The organism is Bradyrhizobium sp. KB893862 SZCCT0404 (genome assembly GCF_018130885.1).
Taxonomy (GTDB): Bacteria; Pseudomonadota; Alphaproteobacteria; order Rhizobiales; family Xanthobacteraceae; genus Bradyrhizobium; species Bradyrhizobium stylosanthis.
Genome location: NZ_JAFCLT010000001.1, coordinates 887,193 through 907,231 on the forward strand (window position 1 = coordinate 887,193; position 20,039 = coordinate 907,231).

A 20,039-nucleotide genomic window follows, 5' to 3' on the forward strand; every position below is an offset into this window, starting at 1 on the left:
AGATGCTGGATCGATGTTGCGGGCGGGCGATCTCGCAGTCTTGATCTGCGTCAAGGCTCCGGTTCATTCGCGCTGGACGATACCGATGCTCTCCAGGGTCTCGTTCCAGAGCCGGCGCACGTCGGCATGCCGCCGCTCGAGCGCCGCGCTGACGGCGTCCCGGAAAGGAAGCAGGTCGGGTCCCTTCAGAAACAGGATCTGTGCCTGCAACAGCCGGCTGCTCTCGAATTCGATGCGGCGCAGGGCCATGACGAAGGGATCGTTCTGGCTCGCTTCCGTCGGCAGCAGGGCGGCCGGACGTATCCCGGCGTGGACCGCATGCGCAAGGGTCGCAAGGTGAATGGCCTGCGCGCGGGCGGGATCGGCGATGTCCTCGACCGGAGCGGGAAGCCAGGCCATCTCCCAGGACGCGACCATGTGGGTCAGCGCGAAATCCGGAACCCACGTGGTCGCGCGCGCGAGCAGCGAGACGATCTCGCTCTCGCGATAGAACTGGGCGTTCAGCTCGACCTGCCAGGCCGCATCGAATTTCGCGGGAAGGGCGACTGCGAATTGCCGCGCCAATGCACCATGGGCAGAGACCAGGAATGCGGCGACCCGCGTCTGCTGGCGCGGCTGCACGCGGCCGTCGGCCTCCAGCGGTCCAAAGAACGCGTTCATGTCGTCGCCGTCCTCCGCACGGGGATCGCGCGCAGATGGTCGTAGTCCGCGGGAAATGGCGAATAGTCTCCGCCGGCATCGTCCGGCGCGATCAGGACCTGCTTGTTGCCCTGCCAGCGTCCAGCCATGACGTCCTCGGCGAAGCGGGCCAGGAGGTCGGCGGTGAGCTCGGCCTTCTCGAGCGTGAAGGCATGGTAGGCCTTCGGAATGATCACGAGCGCGCTGTCGGGAATCTCCACACGCAGCGTCTCGTGCAGCGCGCGCGGCGTGAGGAAGTCGAACTCGCCGTTCAGGATCATGGTCGGGGCGGTGATCGACGAGAGAAGCGGCGTCAGCGGCTTGAAGTCGAGGAAGGACTCCATGAGGTTCTGCAGAGCGTAGACGTCGTTCACCAGCCATCCCTGCCGCTTCACGCTGTCGAGCTTGTCCAGCAACGGCTTCAGCCACTGGTCCGACAGGTTCATCGGCAGCAGCAGATCCTGGAGATAGCCGGTGCCACCCAGGATGAGACCGGTCCGCAGGGCGTTACCGATCAACAGGAGTTGCGGCGATAGCTCCGCAAAGCAGCTCATCGGCACGAGTCCGGACAGCCGCTCGCCGTGCTCGATGGCATAGCGCAGCGCGATCAAGCCACCAAAGCTGATGCCGCTGAGGAAGACAGGACCATCGCCGAGCTCATCGATCAGGCGATGCAGCACGGCGGTATGGTCATCCTGATCGATGAACAGAGCGGGCTTGTCGGAAATGCCCTGGCCGAGCAGGTCGAAAGTCGCGACCCGAAAGTGCCGTGCGGTCAGCGCGTCGCGATAGGTGCCCCAGAGCTCTGAATATTGCGTAAGGCCGTTCACCAAGATGTAAGTCGGCGCGCCGGCCGGCCCATCAAGCTCATAGCGGATTCGATATGAGCCGTGACTGAGAAAGGGCATAGCGGGGACCGGCCAATGTGATGATGGCCCGATCCTCAACGCCGACGTGCGGATTCCATTGAGCTAAATCAAACCTCCCTCGGACGCCGGACCTAGCGTCGCGCAAAACATTGCCAGGAGGAGTCCGCCATGACCGGGGCAAAGGTGCTTCAGCGCTGCTTCGTCACCTTGATTGTGTTGCTGGTCGGCACCGCGCTAGCGGTCGCGCAACCGTTCACGCGCCGCTCGTCGCAGGTGCAGCATGACGGGCTCAAGAAGACCTACGAGATCGCGAACTTTCGCCTCGGCGGCAAATACGATCTGGCCGACCCGTCGAAATGGGAGAATGGCGGCGAGGGCGGAGTGACGCTGGAATCGCTGGGCGCCGGCAAGCTGCGGACAGCCTACATCGCAATCGGAAACCCGCGGCGCAATGCCAACGGCGAGATCACCAATGCGATCGTGATCAACTCCTATTATTCCGGCGATTCCACCGACATGTACGAGCAGTGGGTCAAGGGCGCCGCACTGTCGGGCGGCGTGCCCATCATCGGATCGGGGCGGCCGATCGACACCGACCGCTACTATGTCGTCATGGTCGATCCGCTCGGGACCTGGGGCGCGAGCAAGCCGTCCGACGGTCTCGGCGTCAAGTTTCCGCAGTACAGCTACTACGACATGGTGCAGGCGAATTACCGCCTGCTACGCGACGAACTGAAGGTTGCGCGCGTCGCGCTGGTCACGGGCGTCTCGATGGGCGGCACCCAGACCTATGTCTGGGGCGTGATGCATCCTGAATATGTGAACGCCTTGATGCCGATCGGCGGCACCACGCAGTCCGACGGCGAAGACCCCGTCGGTAACTGGACCTTCCAGATGATGACGGCGGCGATCCAGTCCGATCCGGTCTGGCAGTCCACCAATGGCGATTACTACAAGCTGCCCAAGGAAAAGCATCCGGTGCCGGGCGTTGCGTTCGGCTGGTCGATTCTCGGAATGACGGGTTACGACTTCGCCTTCCGCACCAGCCAGAACTGGGGCGCCGTGCAGCCCGAAATCTTCTACTGGGATCCGCCGAACGAGAAGGCGGGATTGAACGTCGTCAACCGCGCCAAGCTCTACGACGCGGTCGACCTCGTCTGGCGCAACAGGGTCGGCGAGACCCACAACGTCAATCCCTATCTCGGCCGTATCCAGGCACGCACGCTGGTGATGCACATCACCAACGATCTCTGGCTCAACTTCAAGCTGGCCCAGAAAGCGGTCGACCGCGTCCCCGGCGCCGATCTGATTGCTCAGGAAAGCCCGGTCGCCCATTACGGCGTGTTCCCGATCATCAACCAGCGCAAGAACGATCCGAAGTTCGTCGCCTTCATGGACGATGTCGCGAGCCTCGATCGCGCGCAGAAGTTCGTTGACAAGAACTACCGCGTCCCCGGCGTCGCCGAGACGATCGATCCCAAGAAATCCTTCTGGAAGGATTTCGTGACCTATCCGTATCCGGTCAAGTTCGCCAATGCCAAGGACAAGAGCGGCAACACCTGGCAGATCGGCTACATGGATGAATACAACGGCACCGACAAAAATCCGAAGGTGCTCGTCATCATCCACGGCAAGGGCGCGTTCGGCGGCCATTACGGCAACATCATGCAATATGCCCTGCGCAGCGGGTTGCGTGTGATCGTGCCGGACCTGCCGCACTACGGCATGTCCGGACCCGGCAACCTCGACAAGAGCCCGGCGCGCACGATGCAGGACATGCGCGAGGTCATCTATGACCTCGTCGTCAACCAGCTCGACGTCAAGAAAGCCTATTATCTCGGCCACTCACTCGGCGGCCAGTTCGTGACGGGCTATGCGCTGACCTGGCCGGACGCGGTGCAGGGGCTCGCGCTCGAGGCGCCGTCGGGCCTCGAGGAATATCCGCGGGAGATCACCATCGCCAAGGACAAGAAGGCGAAGCTGTTCGACCCGGCCTTCGACCACGATTTCGACAAGTGGAAAGCCGTGTGGGACCAGACCGGCATCCTCGCGGCCGAGATGGGGCGCTCGGAGCAGAACATCCGCGACTTCTTCTACTTCAAGAAGCGCGATCCTGATACCGGAGCGGTGTCGGCGGCCAAGAGCGGCTATTTCTTCAGCGACAGCGAGTATGCGCGCTTCCATACCGAGCAGCGCGTCGGGCTGACCAAGGGCAACCCGAAGGAGCTCGAGCAATGGTGCAACGTCTTCATCTACGACATCCACACGATCGGCGCCGAGGTTCAGCAGGACGATCCGAAGAACCTCTATGAGCGCGTGACCCAGATCAAGGCGCCGATCTTCCTCGCCTTCGGCGACAAGGAGCCCTTCATCCCGACGCCCGCCTTCAACGGGCTGACCGATCTCGGACGCGACGTCATCTCGCCGTTCATGACGCGGATGACGAATGCCGGCAACCGGCCGATCCTGAAGATCTATCCGGACACCGGACATTTCATCCACACCGACAATCCCGTCGAATATTCGGTCGACGTCGTGGACTTCGTCATCAAAGGCGGCGTCGACACGTCATCGCCGGCCGGTATCGACCGCATGATCAAGGGCGCCGTCGTCTCGGCGTTGCCGGTGGCTCCGAGTCCTCCCGGTGCCGCGCCCACGGCCGGTCTGAACAAATAGGACCGCCCATGGGGACGGTGCCAGGAGCTGCTACCGGAATTGTGCCGAGAGTGCAGGCGGGAGAGGTCAAGCTCGGCTGGCGGGAGTGGGGACGCGGCGACGTGACCGTCGTCTTCATCCACGGCAATCTCGCCAGCAAGGACTGGATCGAGCTCGCTGCGCCGTTGTTTCCAACGGGCCTGCGCGTCGTCGCGATCGACTGGCGCGGATGCGGCGACAGCGACCGGCCGAAGCCGGCCGCCGATTACTCCAACTATTCGATGCAGCAACATGCCGAGGACATGTTGGCTGCGCTCGATACGCTCGACATCGGCTATTGCCATCTGGCGACACACTCGACCGGCGGCATCATCGCCGCGCGGATGTTGCTGATGCAGCCGCATCGCTTCGGCCGGGTGCTCGCACTCGACCCCGTGACGCCGCTCGGCATGGCGTTCAATGCCGACCAGATCGGCCTGTTCCGCGAGATGATGGCGAGCAAGGAGCTGACCCGGACGATCATGGCGACGGCGGCCTCGTCCTTGTTCGTGCCCGAGAGCATGGCCCCGAATGCGGTCCCGCGCTTTCGCGAGGGGCTGGCCGAGATCCAGGCGCTGTTCGACCGCATCATCGACCAGACCTTTGGCGTCTCGGAAGGCATCTGGATCGGCACCCCGGTCAATCTCACGCGGGAGAGGGAAAGTCGCGAACTCGAGCGCCGCATGTCGGAGCTGCGGCATCCGCATCTGGTGCTGTGGGGCGAATGGGACGGCTGGATTCCGCCGGCCGACCTTCGCGCCATGGCCGAGGCGATGCCGGATTGCCGCCTCGTGGTCGTGCCCGGCATCGGGCACTCGATGAACCTGGAGAAGCCGGCGCTCTATGCCGGATATTTCGGGGCCTGGTTCGGAGGACTTCCCGCATAACGCAATCCCTGAAAGGAGAGGAATGTCATGGCAGAGATCAACGCGTCCGCCGAGGGTGTCCGCAACGCACTGACCGAGGCGCTCGGTCGCCTGCGCAAGGCCAATGCAGATTATTTCGAGTTGTTGGAGAAGAGCCTCGGCTCGTCGCCATTACCGATCGCGAACCAGGCCAAGGACTTCTGCAGCTTCATGCAGCGCAACACCACCGCGACGTTCGATCTCGGCGAGAAGCTGATCCACGCCAACAACGTGCAGGATGCGCTCAAGCTGCAATCCGAGTTCTTCCAGGACCAGATGCGCTCGCTGACCGATCAGGCCAGGACCATGGGCGAGTCCGCCATGAAGGCGGCAGGCGGCTTGTTCAGTCCGAAGAGCTGACACGGCGGCGACGACAGCGCCGGCCGTCCGCGTCCAAGTCATCCCATTGCCGGTCGTCCGGGCGGAGGCCGCCCGGTCGCCGGCCGGCCCGGCCGTCCGGGCTATCCCGGCTATGGGGGCGTTATCAGGGCCCGGCGGGTGAAGCCATTTGCAGCGCAAATTCCTCGCAGTTGTGGATAACTTCCGGGCGCGGCCTCGGGAGAGCAGGGGCGCATGTCCATGCTGAGCCTGCTATACATCCGCCCGAATCGCGCCCCAGCCGGGGGCTATTGGGAACCATCTTGGGCCGCCGCCGGATTGCCGGCGGCAAGTGTCTGAAAGTAAAGGCTTTATGGGCAAGCGAATTGTGCCGCCGGAAGAGCCGGCCGAAATTCACGAGGTGCGGCTGCAGGAGGCGCTGGAAGAGCGCTATCTCGCCTATGCGCTCTCCACCATCATGCATCGCGCGCTGCCGGACGCCCGCGACGGCCTGAAGCCGGTGCACCGGCGCATCCTCTACGGCATGCGCCTGCTCCGGCTCGATCCCGGCACCGCCTTCAAGAAGTCCGCGAAAATCGTCGGCGACGTGATGGGCTCGTTCCATCCGCACGGCGACCAGGCGATCTACGACGCCATGGTTCGCCTCGCGCAGGATTTCTCCTCGCGCTATCCGCTCGTCGACGGCCAGGGCAATTTCGGCAACATCGACGGCGATAACCCGGCGGCCTACCGCTACACCGAAGCGCGCATGACCGACGTCGCGCGGCTGCTGCTCGAGGGCATCGACGAGGACGGCGTCGAATTCCGCGCCAATTACGACGGCCAGTCGAAAGAGCCGGTGGTTCTGCCCGGCGGTTTCCCGAACCTGCTCGCCAACGGCGCGCAGGGCATCGCGGTCGGCATGGCGACCTCGATCCCGCCGCACAACGCCGCCGAGCTCTGCGACGCCGCGCTGCATCTGATCGAGAAGCCCGACGCGAAGTCCAAGGCGCTGATGAAGTGGGTCAAGGGGCCCGATTTCCCGACCGGCGGCATCTGCGTCGATTCCAAGCAGGCCATCGCCGAGGCCTACACGACCGGCCGCGGCTCGTTCCGCGTCCGCGCCCGGTGGGAGCAGGAGGAGGGCGCGCGCGGCACCTGGGTCGTCGTCGTCACCGAGATTCCCTTCCTGGTGCAGAAGTCGCGCCTGATCGAGAAGATCGCAGAGCTGCAGGACCAGAAGAAGCTGCCGCTGGTCGGCGACATCAGGGACGAGTCGGCCGAGGACGTCCGCATCGTCATCGAGCCGAAGTCGAAGAACGTCGATCCCGCGCTGATGATGGAATCGCTGTTCCGCCTGACCGAACTCGAAAACAAGATTCCGCTGAACCTGAACGTGCTGATCAAGGGGCGCATCCCCAAGGTGGTGGGGCTCGCGGAGTGCTTGCGCGAATGGCTCGACCATCTGCGCGACGTCCTGATCCGCCGCAGCAACTACCGCAAGGGGCAGATCGAGCACCGCCTGGAAGTTCTCGGCGGCTTCCTGATCGCCTATCTGAACATCGACAAGGTGATCAAGATCATCCGCACCGAGGATGAGCCGAAGCCGGCGTTGATGAAGGAGTTCAAGCTCACCGAGGTGCAGGCCGAAGCCATTCTCAACATGCGCCTGCGCTCCTTGCGCAAGCTCGAGGAGATGGAAATCCGCACCGAGGACAAGAACCTCCGCGCCGAGCTCAAGGGCATCAACGCGGTGCTCGCCTCGGAAGCCGAGCAGTGGAAGAAGGTCGGCGAGCAGGTCGGAAAGGTCCGCGACATGTTCGGACCGAAGACGCCGCTCGGCAAGCGCCGCACCACCTTCGCCGACGCGCCCGAGCACGATCTCGCCGCGATCGAGGAAGCCTTCGTCGAGCGTGAGCCGGTGACGGTCGTGGTCTCCGACAAGGGCTGGATCCGCACCATGAAGGGTCATGTCGAGGATCTCTCGGGCCTTGCCTTCAAGCAGGACGACAAGCTCGGCATCGCATTCTTCGCGGAGACGACCTCGAAGCTGCTGCTGTTCGCCACCAACGGAAAGTTCTTCTCGATCGACGTGGCGAAACTTCCGGGCGGCCGCGGTCACGGCGAGCCGATCCGCCAGTTCATCGATCTCGAGCCGGAGGCCGCGCCGGTCACGCTGTTCGTCAACAAGGGCGGGCGCAAATTCCTGGTCGCGAGCCACGAGGGCCAGGGTTTTGTCGTCAACGAGGACGATTGCGTCGGCACCACCAAGAAGGGCAAGCAGGTCCTCAACGTCGACATGCCGAACGAGGCGCGCTCGGTCACTGAGGTGATCGGCGACACCGTCGCGGTGATCGGCGAGAACCGCAAGATGTTGATCTTCCCGCTCGAGCAGGTGCCGGAGATGGCACGAGGCCGCGGCGTGCGCCTGCAGAAGTACAAGGACGGCGGTCTCTCCGACGTCGCCGTGTTCGAGGCCAAGGCGGGCCTGACCTGGAAGGACTCCGCCGGCCGCGAATTCTCCGCGACCATGAAAGAGCTCAGCGAATGGCAGGGCACTCGCGCCGATGCCGGCCGCCTGCCGCCGAAGGGATTCCCGAAGTCGAACAAGTTCGGCAAGGTGATCGGGTAGGGCGGTCTTGTCCCGGACGCGCTGCAGCGTGAAACGCTGCTGCGCAGAGCCGGGACCCACGCCACGCGGATTGCTGGGAGACGTGGGCCCCGGCTCAGCAGTGCACCGCTAAGTAGCGCTGCACTGCGTCCGGGGCACCGGCGAGTGTGACGCACCTCTCCCCACATCGTCATTGCGAGCGCAGCGAAGCAATCCAGACTGCCTCTGCGGAAAGACTCTGGATTGCTTCGCTGCGCTCGCAATGACGAGAGGTAGCAGCCTTGCTCCCCCAATTCGCATCGCTTGGCCCGCAAACGCTTGGCAGATAGTCGTGAGTGCATAAGTGCCTGCGTTGATCGGGCACGAACATTGCTTTTTCTTTGCCTGCAAACGAACTCTCAAGAAGAAGCAAAAGGCACAATGTTCAAACTGAAGGCTTTCATTCCGGCGCTGCTCGGTCTCACGCTGGTGGCGGCGCCCGCGCATGCTGCGGGCAATCTCGTCGCGGTGCTCGAGGCGGAGATCGTCACGCTCGATCCGCATTTCTCCACCGCCTACATTTCGCGCACGTTCGGCTACATGGTGTTCGACACGCTGTTCGCGAAGGACTCCAAGGGCGACATCAAGCCGCAGATGGTGCAGGACTGGAAGGTCTCGCCGGACGGATTGACCTACACGTTCACGCTGCGCGACGGCCTGAAATGGCATGACGGCCAGCCGGTCACCGCAAGCGATTGCGTGGCCTCGCTGCGCCGCTGGGGCACCCGCAGCGCGCTCGGCCGCCGCATCTTCGCGATCACGGCCTCGCTGGAGCCGACCGATGCGAAAACCTTCGTGCTGACGCTGAAGGAGCCGTCCGGCCTCGTCATCGACGCGCTCGGCAATCCCGTCAGCCCGGTCGCCTTCATGATGCCCGAGCGCATCGCGAAGACGCCCGGCGACCAGCGCATCACCGAGATCGTCGGCTCCGGTCCGTTCGTCTACAGCAAGGCCGATCACCGCACCGGCGACCGCATGATCCTGAAGAAGTTCGCCGACTATGTGCCGCGCCCCGAGCCCGCCGACTTCCTCGCCGGCGGCAAGCGCGTCAATGTCGATACGCTCGAGATCCGCGTCATCCCTGACGGTGCGACCGCCGCCTCTGCGTTGCAGGCCGGCGAGATCGATTTCATGCAATATGCGCCGTTCGACCTGCTGCCGCAGCTGGAGAAGAACGCGCGCGTCAAGCTCGTGAACTTCACCGGCGGCAACATGTTCGCGGGCGCCTACCGCCTCAATGCCGCATCGAAGCCGTTCGACGATCCCGAGATCCGGCGCGTGTTGTGGAAGCTGGTCGATCAGCGCGAGGTGCTCGATGCGCTCGGGCTCGATGCGAAATATGCAACGCCCTGCGCGACCTACTTCACCTGCGGCACGACCTATGAGAGCAAGGCCGGCACGGATGCTGCCGCAAAGCCGTCGATCGAAGCGGCGAAGGCCGCGCTGAAGGCGACCAAATATGCCGGCGAGCCCGTCGTCGTCATGGAGGCCAACGATCTCGAAGCCCCGCGCGTCTCGGCGCAGGTCCTGGCCGAGCGGCTGAAGGCTGCCGGCTTCAACGTCGATCTGCAGGTGATGGACTGGGCGAGCGTGCTGGCGCGCCGCGCCAAGAAGGAGGGCTGGAGCGTCTATGGCGTCCACGCCGGCGGTTTCGACCTCGGCTCGCCGCTGACCAACGTCATGGTCGCCTTCAACTGCGCCGACTTCACCGGCTGGCAATGCGATGCGCGCATCACGCCGCTGATGGAAGCTTTCGCCAAGGCGCCGGCCGAGGCGGACCGCAAGACAATCGCGGGCGAGATCCAGGCCGTCATGTACGATCAGGCGCCCGCCATTCCGTGGGGGCAGTTCGCCCAGCCCGCGGCCTATCGCGCCACCCTGCGCGGTCTGATACCGTCCGCCATCCCCGTGTTCTGGAACGTTGAGAAGTAACGCGATGTACGATGTCATTGTTGTCGGCGGCGGCTCCGCCGGCGCGGCCGTTGCGGCCAGGCTCTCGGAGGATCCCGCCCGGCGCGTTCTGCTGCTCGAAGCGGGGCTCGACTGGCGCGCCGACGAGGCGCCCTGGGAGGTGCGGACGCCCAACCCCATTCCGATCATCCACAAGCGCGAATATCAGGAGAAATGGCAGTGGCCTGATCTGCTGACGCGCCGGGTGGCGGGGCAGGAGCCGCGCTTCTACTGGCGCGGCAAGGGGCTCGGCGGCTCCTCGATGATGAACGGCCAGATCGCCATCCGCGGCGTTGCCGATGCGTTCGACGAATGGGCGGCCAATGGCTGCACCGGCTGGTCGGCGAAAGAGGTGATGCCGCTGTTCTCGGTGATCGAGGACGATCTCGAGTTCGGCGACAGCGCGGGCCACGGACGCGGCGGACCGCTGCCGGTCTACCGCGCTCCGCCCGAAAAGTGGGGCCCGATCGACCGCGGCTTGCGCGACGCGGCGCTGGCGAGCGGCTATCCCTGGTGCGCCGACCTCAACGGCCCCGATGGCGAGGGCGTTGCCTGCTATCCCATCAACAGCCGCGATCTGCGCCGCATCACCACCAATGAGGGCTATCTCGAGCCCGCGCGCGACCGCGTCAATCTGGAGATCCGCGGGCACGCGCTGGTCGATCGCGTGCTGATCAGTGACGGCCGCGCGACCGGCGTCCGCGTGCATATCGAGGGGCAGGGCACCCACGACATCGCCGCGCGTCAGATCGTGCTGTGCGCCGGTGCGATCCACAGCCCGGCGATCCTGCTGCGCTCGGGCGTTGGACCTGCCGAGGAACTGAAGGCGATGGGGATCGCGGTCGAACGCGATCTGCCGGTTGGCAAGCATTTCTTCGACCATCCGCTATTCCGCGCCACGATCCAGCTCCACGAAAAGCTGCGGCCGACCGATCCGGACACCCGCCACACCAATTGCTGCGTGACCTACTCCTCCGGCCTCGCCAATGGCGGCAAGCGCGACATGATCCTGATCGCCTTCAACCATCGCGGCGTCGGCGTACCCGGCGCGATCGGGGCGGGGCTGTTCAACGCCTATTCGCGCGGCACCCTCAAGCTCGCCTCGACCGACCCGTCGATCGATCCGGTGGTCGAGGAGAACATGCTGGCCGATCCCCGCGACATGCTGCGCATGATGGACGCGGTGAAGCGGCTCGCCGTGATCACCTCGCAGCCGGCACTGTCAGGCATTGCCGACTGGATCAGGCTGACCGATACCGATCTGACGCTGCCGCAGGCAGCCAGCCTGCCGGATCACGAGCTCGACGCGCTGCTGCGGCGGGAGACCGGCGACATCCAGCACGCCGCCGGCAGCTGCCGCATGACCGGCGTGAACGACGGCGATGGCGTGGTCAACCCCGATGGAGGGGTGAAGGGCATCGCGGGTCTGCGCGTCGCCGACGCCTCGATCATGCCGTCGGACTGCCGCGCCAACACCCATTTCACCACGGTGGTCATCGGGGAGGCGATCGCGCGGATGATGATGCGGTAGGCCTGCTGCACCAATTCGCTCGCCGGAGTGATGGTGGTAGTGTGGTGTTCGCGGCTCCCACGTCGTCATTGCGAGCGCAGCGAAGCAATCCAGAATCCCTCCGCGGACGCAGTCTGGATTGCTTCGTCGCAAGGGCTCCTCGCAATGACGGAGCCAGTGGCGAGGCCATCGCTCCATAGCCCTCCAATTCACATTTCAAACAGCAGTCACACCATCGCCTTCTCGCGGCGCATCTCGCCCGAGTTTTGGCTCTTGCAACACCCTCGCAAAGACAAGGGCGCAGGGAGGCCGGGCGCCGGCTGGCACCCGCAAGTCCGTGCGCTACAAAAATGCACACGGGGTGGACCACAGGTCTCGCCGGATCGCCCGGCCTTCCCTGCGCGAATGGTTTTAACGGTGTCCTTCGTGCTCTCCCCGGGGAGCGATGCACTATTGCCCCCGTCGCCTTGCGGATGATCGATGCACGTGCCGGTTGGCCGCCGCATCACCACAAGCCTTGACGCACAGACCCCGGGCGTCAGGACCACACGACTTCTCCGTCCGCGCACGTCCTCGCTGGGACTCCGAGGGGTAGCGTGTGCTCGCCCCCGAAGCCATGCGAAGACGCTGTCGGCATCGTGTCGTTGGCGCACCGCCATTGCTCACGGCCGAAGCCGCCCTGCAATGCCTGTCGCGCCCGACGCCGTCGCGTCCATCGCTGCCCGGCCCACGGTTCGTGACGATCGCGATCCGCCCCTTGTCTCGGGGCCAGGGTGTCTTGTGTTTACGCAAATACCGAATTTCGGTAAAGCGGAATATTTTCGCGGGCGGGGCTTGACAGGCATGAATGCGGCCGGATCGATCGCCTGTTTTGCCCGACGGGCAGTCTCCTGAAGCACGATGAGATCTGGATGAATCGTCATCGCGCTTCAGGTTGATGTTTTGCGCATGATCTTTTCGGCAAATCGCTTCGCGCTTTTCCGGATCGTGCTTCAGGTGCCGACGAGGCGAGGGCGGCGGTTGGCGAGCGAAGCCTTGGCCGATAGCGCGCTTAGCCATTCGCGGAAGCTGACGATCTCAGGACAGTCCGCAGTGCCTTCCGGCGCAATCAGCCAATCGCCGAGGCCAGATCCACGGTCGATCCGGTCACAGCGATAGCCCGGATGGTGGCCAAGGCCGCGCACGATCAGCAGGTCGACCTTGCCTTCGACCAGCTCGTGCAGGCCCGCGGGGTGCAGCACCCGCAGACCGATATCCGCATGCGCGTTGCGAAATTCCGCCAGGGCGAGACGGCGCAGGTCGAAGCCGCCGTGCACTCCCAATTGCAGCAGCACCGTACCTGCCGGCTTCAATTGCACGGTCGCGTCCGCAATGTGGCGAAAGCCTTCGGAGACCCCGGGCAGATAGGCCTGTCCGGCCGCGGTGAGGATCAGCTGCTTGTGCAGCCGCTCGAACAGCTGCACGCCGAGGCGCGCCTCCAGCGCTTTCACCTGCTGCCCGACGGCGGCGGGCGTCACATGCAACTCGTGCGCGGCGAGCTTGAAACTGAGATGCCGCGCGGCGGCCTCGAAAGCGCGGAGCGCGTTGAGCGGTGGGAGGGCGTAGGTCATTGCGCCGCAGTTTGACACCGATCGCTTGCGGCCTTGCAATAGATTTTCTTGCGCTGAACCGCAGCAATGATGCTTTGCACCGCGGCGACGCTGCCGGATACGGTCAGCCCGCAACCGGAGAAAACCCATGCCCGCAGCCCACATCCTCAGCCATAATCCCGCAACGGTCCACCCTCCCGCCGCTGGCTACAGCATGGGAGTTGAGCTGACACAGCATCGTCGCCTGCTGTTCATCAGCGGCCAGGTGCCCGAGAGAGTCGACGGCACGGTACCCGAGGGCTTCGAAGCGCAATGCGAGCAGGCCTGGCGCAATGTCGGGGAGGTGCTCGCCGCCGCCGGTCTCGGCGTGGAGAATCTGGTCAAGGTCACGACGTTCCTGACCGACCGGAGCAAGCTCGTGCCCAACCGCGCCGTTCGTACCACGGTGCTCGGCGACCATCGGCCGGCGCTGACGGTGGTGGTCGTTGATACCGTCGACAGCAAATGGCTGCTGGAGATCGAGGCGATCGCCGCGGAATGAGCGGGCTTCACAGGTAATGATCGATCCAATGATATGAGGTTTCCAATGGCCGAGACCATCCATCCCTTCTACCAGTCGCATCGGGGCGCCATGGAGGCCGCCATGCGCCATCGCCTCGATCTCGCCGAGGCGATGCTGCGCGAGCGCGCGCATCTGTCCGACGTCGACGGGATCAGGCAGGAGATGATGGCCGAATTCGACATCGTGCTCACGCAGACGCCCTATGTCGGAGGCGGGGCAAGCCGCATGAGCGATTTCTTCATGCGTCTGATCGGTTTCATGGCCATCAGCAGGGTGCTCCTGCGCCACGGCGTGCCGGTCCCCGTGATCGGTGAGATCGAGCGGGAGACCTATAAGGCGCAGCTGCTCACTGAACCGGAAGACGAGCGTCTTGCCGCGGGGCGTCAGTTCATGTCGCCCGAGAACCAGGCCTTGCTGCGCGAGCAGGCTGCGCTGAGCACGGCAAGCAGCCATCGAGACGCGTTTCCGGAAGACTTCGTCTACGATTTCGTTGAGCCTAGGCCGGGCGACGATTTTGAATTCGGCATCGACTACAAGGCGTGCGGCTTCTGCAAATTCGCGGCGCGCCATGGCGACAAGGCGATCCTGCCGAACATCTGCGGCCTCGATTTCGACGCCTATGCAACGCGCGGCATCCGTCTGGAAAGGACGCAGACCTTGGCCGGCGGCGCGAGCCACTGCAATTTCCGCTTCTCGCGGCTGCGTTAGGGGGAATGGAGCCAGGTGAGCAGCTGCCGGTACAAAGCCGGTGTCATGCCCCGCGAAGGCGGGGCATCCAGTGCGCCGCGGCCTATCGATTCAGCCACAATCGCCGCGGAGTACTGGATCGCTCGCCTTCGCGGGCGATGACACCGAACGTGGGGCTAGCGCCCTAGATCACTCCCGCGAAACGGAGCGCCACGCCCGCCGCGCAGCTGCCCGCCAGGACCGTCAGCATCCCCAGCTTGAAGCGGAAGATCGCGGTTGCTGCCGCGATCGCCAGCACCAGCGCGGGGAGGTCGACGCTGGTCAGCACCGGCCGGTCGAACGCGAACGGGAAGGCGTGGACCGGCACGGTCTCGCGGAACAGCGTGTGCAGCGCGAACCAGATCGAGAGGTTGAGGATCACGCCGACGACGGCGGCGGTGATCGCACTGAGCGCGCCGGCCAATCCCGTGTTGCCGCGCAGGCGCTCGATATAGGGGGCGCCGACGAAGATCCAGAGGAAGCAGGGCGTGAAGGTGACCCAGGTCGCGAGCAGGCCGCCGAAGGTTGCGGCGACCATCGGCGACAGGGTGCCGGGATCGCGATAGGCCGCCATGAAGCCCACGAACTGCAGCACCATGATCAGCGGGCCCGGCGTGGTCTCGGCCATGCCGAGGCCGTCGAGCATCTCGTGCGGCTTCAGCCAGTGATAATGCTCGACCGCCTGCTGGGCGACATAGGCCAGCACCGCATAGGCGCCGCCGAAAGTCACCAGCGCCATCTTCGAGAAGAACAGCGCGATCTGGCTGAACACGTTGGCTTGCCCGAAGGCCGCCAGCAGCGCGATGACCGGGACCAGCCAGAGCGCAAGCCACAGCGCGCCGACGCGGATTGCGCGACCGATGTCGGGGCGGATGTGATCGGGCACGGCCTCGCCGAGCATGCTGTCGATCGCGGCGCTGCTGTCGCCATGGCCGTGACCGGCCGGGGCGAATTCCGGACGGCCTTGTCGCGCGCCGATATATCCGATCACGCCGGCGGCGATGATGATGATCGGGAAGGGGACCGCGAAGAAGAAGATCGCGACGAAGGCGATCGCCGCGAGCGCGATCATGATGCGGTTCTTCAGTGCGCGCTTGCCGACGCGGAATACGGCCTCGACCACGATCGCGAGCACGGCGGCCTTCAGCCCGAAGAACAGCGCCTCCACGAAGCTGACATTGCCGTAAGCGGCATAGATGTAGCTGAGCCCCATGATGGCGATGATGCCGGGCAGGATGAACAGCCCGCCCGCCATCAGTCCGCCGGCGGTGCGATGCATCAGCCAGCCGACATAGGTCGCAAGCTGCTGCGCCTCCGGTCCCGGCAGCAGCATGCAATAGTTCAGCGCATGCAGGAAACGGCCTTCGGAGATCCACTTCTTCTCCTCGACCAGGATGCGATGCATCACCGCGATCTGGCCCGCGGGCCCGCCGAAGCTCAGGCAGGCGACGCGCAGCCAGACACGGAAAGCCTCGTTGAAGCTGATGCCGTGACCGGCATCAGCTCCTGCTTGATTGGCACGCGTATCCATTACGCCTTGACCTTGTTGGTCGGCCAGTTGTGGGTCTCGGCCGTGGCGTCGCGGCACCAGCGGTAGAAGGCGTCGTAGAGCAGCATGCCGGCCTCGAGCTGCTCGAGGTCGTCATCGTACATGCGCGACAGCCCGAGCGAGGCCGCGAGCAGGCCCGGCGCCTCCGGTGCCAGATCCGGCCGCGCGGTGTCGGCACCGCGCACCAGCGTCGCGAGTCGAAGCAAAGGCGGCGTGGCAATGCCGAATTCCTCGATCATCACGTCGAAGGTGCAGAGCTCGCCGCGGTGGCTCCAGAACACGTTCTCGATGTCGAAGGGGGCTGCATTGAAGCGCTGGCCGACGGCGACGACCTCGGACGGCGCCACATACAGGAACACCGCGTTGGGATCGACGAAGCGGCGGATCAGCCAGGGGCAGGCGATGCGGTCGACCTTGGGCCGCGCCCGCGTGACCCACACGGTGCGTCCCTTGGCGTCGCGCGGCGGCAGCTTGCGGGTGTCGAGCAGCGGCAGTTTTGCCGCTTTCCAGCCCTCGAAGCCGTCCTCCAGGGTTTCCGCCTCGGCGCCAAGCTGCCTCAGCCAGGCGGCCGTGCCCTGCGCCAGCTTGGCGCCGCGCAGGCAGGAGACGATGGCGGAGCGGCCGGCAAATTCGCCCCCCCATTCCGCGACGGTTTCGTGGCTGAGCCTGATCGAGCCGGGGATCAGCCGCCGGTCGGCGGCAAAATCCTCCTCCGTGCGGACGTCGATCAGGACAGGAGCGTTGGCCGTGCCGATCAGGCGCGCCAATTTATCGGATGATATGGTCGTGAACGTAGACATGTTGTTGCGTCCTCGCAAAAACCGAACGGGACGCGATACTTGGGCATGTCGCCTCGTGGGGAGATCGCTCAAATCCCCATGGGCCAATTACAGCTAAACTAAGCGGAACTGTCAATCCGCAGGACGATTGGCCTTCGAAAATAGACCGCCGCCGGTCTATAGTGGGCGCCAACACATCTGAATCTTCTGGAGAATTCGATGCATTCCCACTCCATTGAACAGTGGACGCATGACCACGCCTTCCTCGGCGAAAAGCACGATGAGAACGAGCGGCGCACCTGGCTCGTGGTGGTGCTGACGCTGGTCATGATGGTCGGCGAGATCGTCGCCGGTTCGCTGTTCGGCTCCATGGCGCTGCTGGCCGACGGCTGGCATATGGGCACGCATGCGGCAGCCCTCGGCATTGCCGCCTTCGCCTATCGCTTCGCGCGCCGGCATCTCGGCAATGCGCACTTCACCTTCGGCACCGGCAAGTTCGGCGATCTCGCCGCCTTCTCCAGCGCGATCATCCTCGGCCTGATCGCGGTCGAGATCGCCTATGAGAGCGTGCTGCGGCTGATCAATCCGGTGCCGATCGTCTATGGCGAGGCGATCGCGGTCGCGGCGCTCGGCCTGTGCGTCAACCTCGCCAGCGCGTGGCTGCTGCGGGGCAGCCACGATCACCACCACCACGGCCATCATCATGGCCACGATCACGGCCACGGTCATGCGCATCATGATCACGACGAACACGATCACCACCACCATCATCACGACAACAATCTTCGCGCCGCCTATGTCCACGTCATGGCGGATGCCGCGACCTCGGTGCTGGCGATCGCAGCGCTGCTGGTGGCCATGTATTCTGGCTGGGTGTGGGCCGATCCGGCGGTGGGCCTGATCGGCAGCGTGGTGATCGCGAGCTGGGCGTTCGGCCTTATCAAGAGCTCAGGGGCGGTGCTGCTCGACGTGCGTGCCGACGAGAAGCTGGAGCGGGTGATCCGCGCCCGCATGGAGGTCGGCGACGATCGGGTTACCGATCTGCATCTCTGGCAGGTCGGCCCGGGCCATTGCGCCGTGCTGCTGTCGGTGGTGTCGGACCGGCCGAAGCAGCCGGCTGTCTACAAGAAGCGGCTCGCGGGGCTGAAGGGGCTCAGCCACATCACGGTCGAGGTCGAGACCTGCCCGCATTGACGTGATTGGGCTGGCGCGGAATTCTTGGGTGCGCGCGGGGTTGATCCTCGGTCGCAGCCGGCATGGCCATAAGGAGAAACAGCAATGATGCCCAGGATCGCGCTCGCACTCGCCGCCGTTTCGCTCGCTCTGTCCAGCCCTGCGGCGATGGCACAATCGGAGAAGAGCGGGGTCGAAAGGCTCTACGTCCTCAATTGCGGCGAGGGTACCGCCGGCGACATCTCGCGCTGGACCCCCGGCCTCAACGAAGGCAAGTCGATGGACTTCGTCGACAGTTGCTATCTCATCAAGCATGCCAAGGGCTGGTTCCTGTGGGACACCGGCATCGCCGATGCCGTCGCCGCCATGCCGAACGGGTTGGTGCCCGCCGATCCCAAAGCGGTAACCTGGAAGCGGCCGAAGACGCTCGCGGCCCAGCTCGAACAGCTCGGCCTCAAGCCCGACGACGTCAAGGCAATGGCGGTCTCGCACACTCATCCGGATCACACCGGCAATGTCGAGCTGTTCCCGCAGGCCATGCTCTACGTGCAGAAGGCCGAATATGACTGGCCCGGCGCCAACAACGAGCCGCGCTTCAAGCCGTCGCATCCGGTCGAGCTGCTCACGGGCGACAAGGACGTGTTCGGCGACGGCAGCGTGACCATCCTGTCGACGCCCGGCCATACGCCGGGACACCAGTCGCTGCTGGTGAAGCTGCCGAAGACCGGCGCGGTGGTGCTGTCAGGCGATGCCGTGCACTTCAAGGACAATTGGGATAACCGCCGCGTACCCGGCATGAACGTCAACAAGGACCAGACCGCGGCCTCGATGCAGAAGATCGCCGACACGCTCGCCAAGGAGAAGGGGCAGCTCTGGATCAACCACGACAAGGCCCAGCGCGACAGCCAGAAGCTGGCGCCGGAGTTCTACGACTAGCGCTCGTTGGCGGCCCTGTTGCCACAGCGGTGGCAGCAGGGCCGTGCTAAGCGCCGGCAAAGGCTCCGGGACAGGAGACGGCGTGTGGGCGAATGGCTCGGGGTTGCGATCGCGCTGGCGTCGAGCAGCATCGGCGGCACCGCCGCGGCGATCACCCGCTATCTCGTCACCGGCGCCGATCCGGTCCTGCTGGCGATCCTGCGCTGGGGGATCGGCTTTCTCTGCCTGCTGCCGTGCGCGTTGCTGCTGCGTGTACGCTGGCCGCAGCGGTCCGACTGGCCGGCGGTGGCGTTGCTCGGCATCTGCTTCTTCGGCCTGTTCTTCATCCTCTACAACATCGCCGTGTCCTACACGACGGCGGCGCGGGCCAGCCTCGCGCTGGCGACGCTGCCGCTGCACACCATGGTGGTCGGCGCGATCCTCGGCGTGGAGCGGCTGACGGCGCGCAAGATCATCGGGGTCGGCATCGCCGTGCTCGGCGTCACGGCGGCGCTCGCCGCGGGGCTCGCGCAGAGCCCGCCGGGCGCCTGGCGCGGCGAGCTGATCATGACCGCGGCCGTGTTCTGCATGGCGTTCTACAATGTGCTATCGCGTCCGCTGATGCAGCGCTCCAGCGCGCTCGGCTTTCTCACGGTCGGCATGGGCGCGGGCGCGGCGGTGCTGGTGCTGGCGGGGCTCGTGAAGGGCAGCTTTGCCGCACTCGATCACTTCACGACGGCGCAGTGGATTGCCGGCATCTATCTCGGGGCCGGCGGCGGCGCGCTGGCCTTCATCCTCTGGGTCATGGCGTTGGCGCGGGCGACGCCGACCCGCGTTGCCAATACGATGACGGTCAATCCGATTGCCGCGACCTTGCTGGCCGCGCTGCTGATCGGCGAGCCGATCACGGCGAACCTCCTGATCGGGCTCGTTGCGGTGTTCGCAGGGATCTGGATTGCGACCGGCGAGGCGAAACCGGCCTAGCTCTTCGGCGCGGTTGCCGCAGGCGGGCTCGTCTCCGGCGTCTTCTTCGGCTTCAGCGTGCCCGCATAGAACGAGACCAGCCACACCAGGAGGAGGGCGAGGAGATAGACGCCCCAGGCCTGCGGCGGCGTGGTCGCCCAGCGCAAGAGGCCCTTGAAGGTGCGGGGCGGGCTGTTGTCGTCGGTCAT

17 protein-coding genes are annotated in these 20,039 nt (G+C 65.1%); 11 read left to right on the forward strand and 6 right to left on the reverse strand.

Annotated features, from left to right (window positions below; translation table 11 throughout):
• Window positions 1-63: 63 nt before the first annotated feature.
• On the reverse strand, window positions 64-660 hold the full coding sequence (locus JQ617_RS04500; protein ID WP_212024710.1) for a hypothetical protein: 597 nt from the start codon (window positions 658-660) through the stop codon (window positions 64-66).
• Window positions 657-1,508 carry an alpha/beta fold hydrolase gene (locus JQ617_RS04505; protein ID WP_349630601.1) on the reverse strand — a complete coding sequence of 284 codons (852 nt, stop codon included), beginning with the start codon at window positions 1,506-1,508 and terminating at the stop codon, window positions 657-659. Before JQ617_RS04505 ends, JQ617_RS04500 begins: the two co-directional genes overlap by 4 nt.
• 207 nt (window positions 1,509-1,715) lie before the next feature.
• Here JQ617_RS04505 and JQ617_RS04510 point away from each other — a divergent pair, with 207 nt between their 5' ends.
• From JQ617_RS04510 to JQ617_RS04535, 6 genes are all read left to right on the forward strand, one after another.
• Window positions 1,716-4,223: an alpha/beta hydrolase gene (locus tag JQ617_RS04510; protein ID WP_212024714.1), complete on the forward strand. Its 2,508-nt coding sequence runs from the start codon at window positions 1,716-1,718 to the stop codon at window positions 4,221-4,223.
• A gap of 41 nt (window positions 4,224-4,264) precedes the next feature.
• A complete protein-coding gene (locus JQ617_RS04515; protein ID WP_212025964.1) occupies window positions 4,265-5,128 on the forward strand; it encodes an alpha/beta fold hydrolase in 864 nt (287 codons plus the stop codon).
• A gap of 27 nt (window positions 5,129-5,155) precedes the next feature.
• Entirely contained in the window at window positions 5,156-5,506 is a 351-nt protein-coding gene (locus JQ617_RS04520; RefSeq protein WP_212024716.1) for a phasin, read from the forward strand.
• Between the two features lie 331 nt (window positions 5,507-5,837).
• Window positions 5,838-8,096, forward strand: a complete 2,259-nt coding sequence (gene parC, locus JQ617_RS04525; RefSeq protein ID WP_212024718.1) for a DNA topoisomerase IV subunit A — start codon at window positions 5,838-5,840, stop codon at window positions 8,094-8,096.
• A 399-nt stretch (window positions 8,097-8,495) separates the two neighbouring features.
• Window positions 8,496-10,046, forward strand: coding sequence for an ABC transporter substrate-binding protein (locus JQ617_RS04530; protein ID WP_212024719.1), 1,551 nt, complete (start codon window positions 8,496-8,498; stop codon window positions 10,044-10,046).
• 4 nt (window positions 10,047-10,050) lie between these two features.
• Window positions 10,051-11,595, forward strand: coding sequence for a GMC family oxidoreductase (locus tag JQ617_RS04535; protein ID WP_212024721.1), 1,545 nt, complete (start codon window positions 10,051-10,053; stop codon window positions 11,593-11,595).
• Window positions 11,596-12,566: 971 nt separating this feature from the next.
• Here the strand turns inward: JQ617_RS04535 and JQ617_RS04540 are convergent.
• Window positions 12,567-13,184, reverse strand: a complete 618-nt coding sequence (locus JQ617_RS04540; protein WP_212024723.1) for a LysR family transcriptional regulator — start codon at window positions 13,182-13,184, stop codon at window positions 12,567-12,569.
• Window positions 13,185-13,311: 127 nt separating this feature from the next.
• On the opposite strand from JQ617_RS04540, the gene JQ617_RS04545 reads away from it, so the two are divergent.
• Both JQ617_RS04545 and JQ617_RS04550 read left to right on the forward strand, forming a co-directional pair.
• Window positions 13,312-13,704, forward strand: a complete 393-nt coding sequence (locus JQ617_RS04545; protein WP_212024725.1) for a RidA family protein — start codon at window positions 13,312-13,314, stop codon at window positions 13,702-13,704.
• Between the two features lie 45 nt (window positions 13,705-13,749).
• Window positions 13,750-14,433, forward strand: a complete 684-nt coding sequence (locus tag JQ617_RS04550; protein ID WP_212024727.1) for an L-2-amino-thiazoline-4-carboxylic acid hydrolase — start codon at window positions 13,750-13,752, stop codon at window positions 14,431-14,433.
• A gap of 163 nt (window positions 14,434-14,596) precedes the next feature.
• On the opposite strand, the gene chrA is transcribed toward JQ617_RS04550, so the two are convergent.
• Window positions 14,597-15,982, reverse strand: a complete 1,386-nt coding sequence (chrA, locus tag JQ617_RS04555) for a chromate efflux transporter (protein WP_212024730.1) — start codon at window positions 15,980-15,982, stop codon at window positions 14,597-14,599.
• Window positions 15,982-16,800, reverse strand: a complete 819-nt coding sequence (locus JQ617_RS04560; protein ID WP_212024732.1) for a chromate resistance protein ChrB domain-containing protein — start codon at window positions 16,798-16,800, stop codon at window positions 15,982-15,984. Before JQ617_RS04560 ends, chrA begins: the two co-directional genes overlap by 1 nt.
• A gap of 198 nt (window positions 16,801-16,998) precedes the next feature.
• Between JQ617_RS04560 and dmeF the strand changes: the two genes are divergently transcribed.
• From dmeF to JQ617_RS04575, 3 genes are all read left to right on the forward strand, one after another.
• Complete coding sequence (dmeF, locus tag JQ617_RS04565; protein WP_212024734.1) at window positions 16,999-17,973, forward strand: CDF family Co(II)/Ni(II) efflux transporter DmeF; 975 nt, start codon at window positions 16,999-17,001, stop codon at window positions 17,971-17,973.
• A gap of 84 nt (window positions 17,974-18,057) precedes the next feature.
• A complete protein-coding gene (locus tag JQ617_RS04570; protein ID WP_212024736.1) occupies window positions 18,058-18,888 on the forward strand; it encodes an N-acyl homoserine lactonase family protein in 831 nt (276 codons plus the stop codon).
• Window positions 18,889-18,972: 84 nt separating this feature from the next.
• Window positions 18,973-19,851 carry a DMT family transporter gene (locus JQ617_RS04575; RefSeq protein ID WP_212024738.1) on the forward strand — a complete coding sequence of 293 codons (879 nt, stop codon included), beginning with the start codon at window positions 18,973-18,975 and terminating at the stop codon, window positions 19,849-19,851.
• Here JQ617_RS04575 and JQ617_RS04580 read toward each other — a convergent pair.
• A complete protein-coding gene (locus JQ617_RS04580) occupies window positions 19,848-20,039 on the reverse strand; it encodes a hypothetical protein (RefSeq protein WP_145666315.1) in 192 nt (63 codons plus the stop codon). The genes JQ617_RS04575 and JQ617_RS04580 overlap by 4 nt on opposite strands.

Bases quoted from the DNA above. Each gene is read 5' to 3' on its own strand.
- JQ617_RS04510 (WP_212024714.1), top strand. From the start codon at position 1,716: ATGACCGGGGCAAAGGTGCTTCAGCGCTGCTTCGTCACCTTGATTGTG.
- JQ617_RS04560 (WP_212024732.1), bottom strand. From the start codon at position 16,800: ATGTCTACGTTCACGACCATATCATCCGATAAATTGGCGCGCCTGATC.
- JQ617_RS04530 (WP_212024719.1), top strand. From the start codon at position 8,496: ATGTTCAAACTGAAGGCTTTCATTCCGGCGCTGCTCGGTCTCACGCTG.
- JQ617_RS04520 (WP_212024716.1), top strand. From the start codon at position 5,156: ATGGCAGAGATCAACGCGTCCGCCGAGGGTGTCCGCAACGCACTGACC.
- JQ617_RS04570 (WP_212024736.1), top strand. From the start codon at position 18,058: ATGATGCCCAGGATCGCGCTCGCACTCGCCGCCGTTTCGCTCGCTCTG.
- JQ617_RS04535 (WP_212024721.1), top strand. From the start codon at position 10,051: ATGTACGATGTCATTGTTGTCGGCGGCGGCTCCGCCGGCGCGGCCGTT.
- JQ617_RS04550 (WP_212024727.1), top strand. From the start codon at position 13,750: ATGGCCGAGACCATCCATCCCTTCTACCAGTCGCATCGGGGCGCCATG.
- JQ617_RS04545 (WP_212024725.1), top strand. From the start codon at position 13,312: ATGCCCGCAGCCCACATCCTCAGCCATAATCCCGCAACGGTCCACCCT.
- JQ617_RS04580 (WP_145666315.1), bottom strand. From the start codon at position 20,039: ATGACCGACGACAACAGCCCGCCCCGCACCTTCAAGGGCCTCTTGCGC.
- JQ617_RS04540 (WP_212024723.1), bottom strand. From the start codon at position 13,184: ATGACCTACGCCCTCCCACCGCTCAACGCGCTCCGCGCTTTCGAGGCC.
- dmeF (WP_212024734.1), top strand. From the start codon at position 16,999: ATGCATTCCCACTCCATTGAACAGTGGACGCATGACCACGCCTTCCTC.
- parC (WP_212024718.1), top strand. From the start codon at position 5,838: ATGGGCAAGCGAATTGTGCCGCCGGAAGAGCCGGCCGAAATTCACGAG.
- chrA (WP_212024730.1), bottom strand. From the start codon at position 15,982: ATGGATACGCGTGCCAATCAAGCAGGAGCTGATGCCGGTCACGGCATC.
- JQ617_RS04500 (WP_212024710.1), bottom strand. From the start codon at position 660: ATGAACGCGTTCTTTGGACCGCTGGAGGCCGACGGCCGCGTGCAGCCG.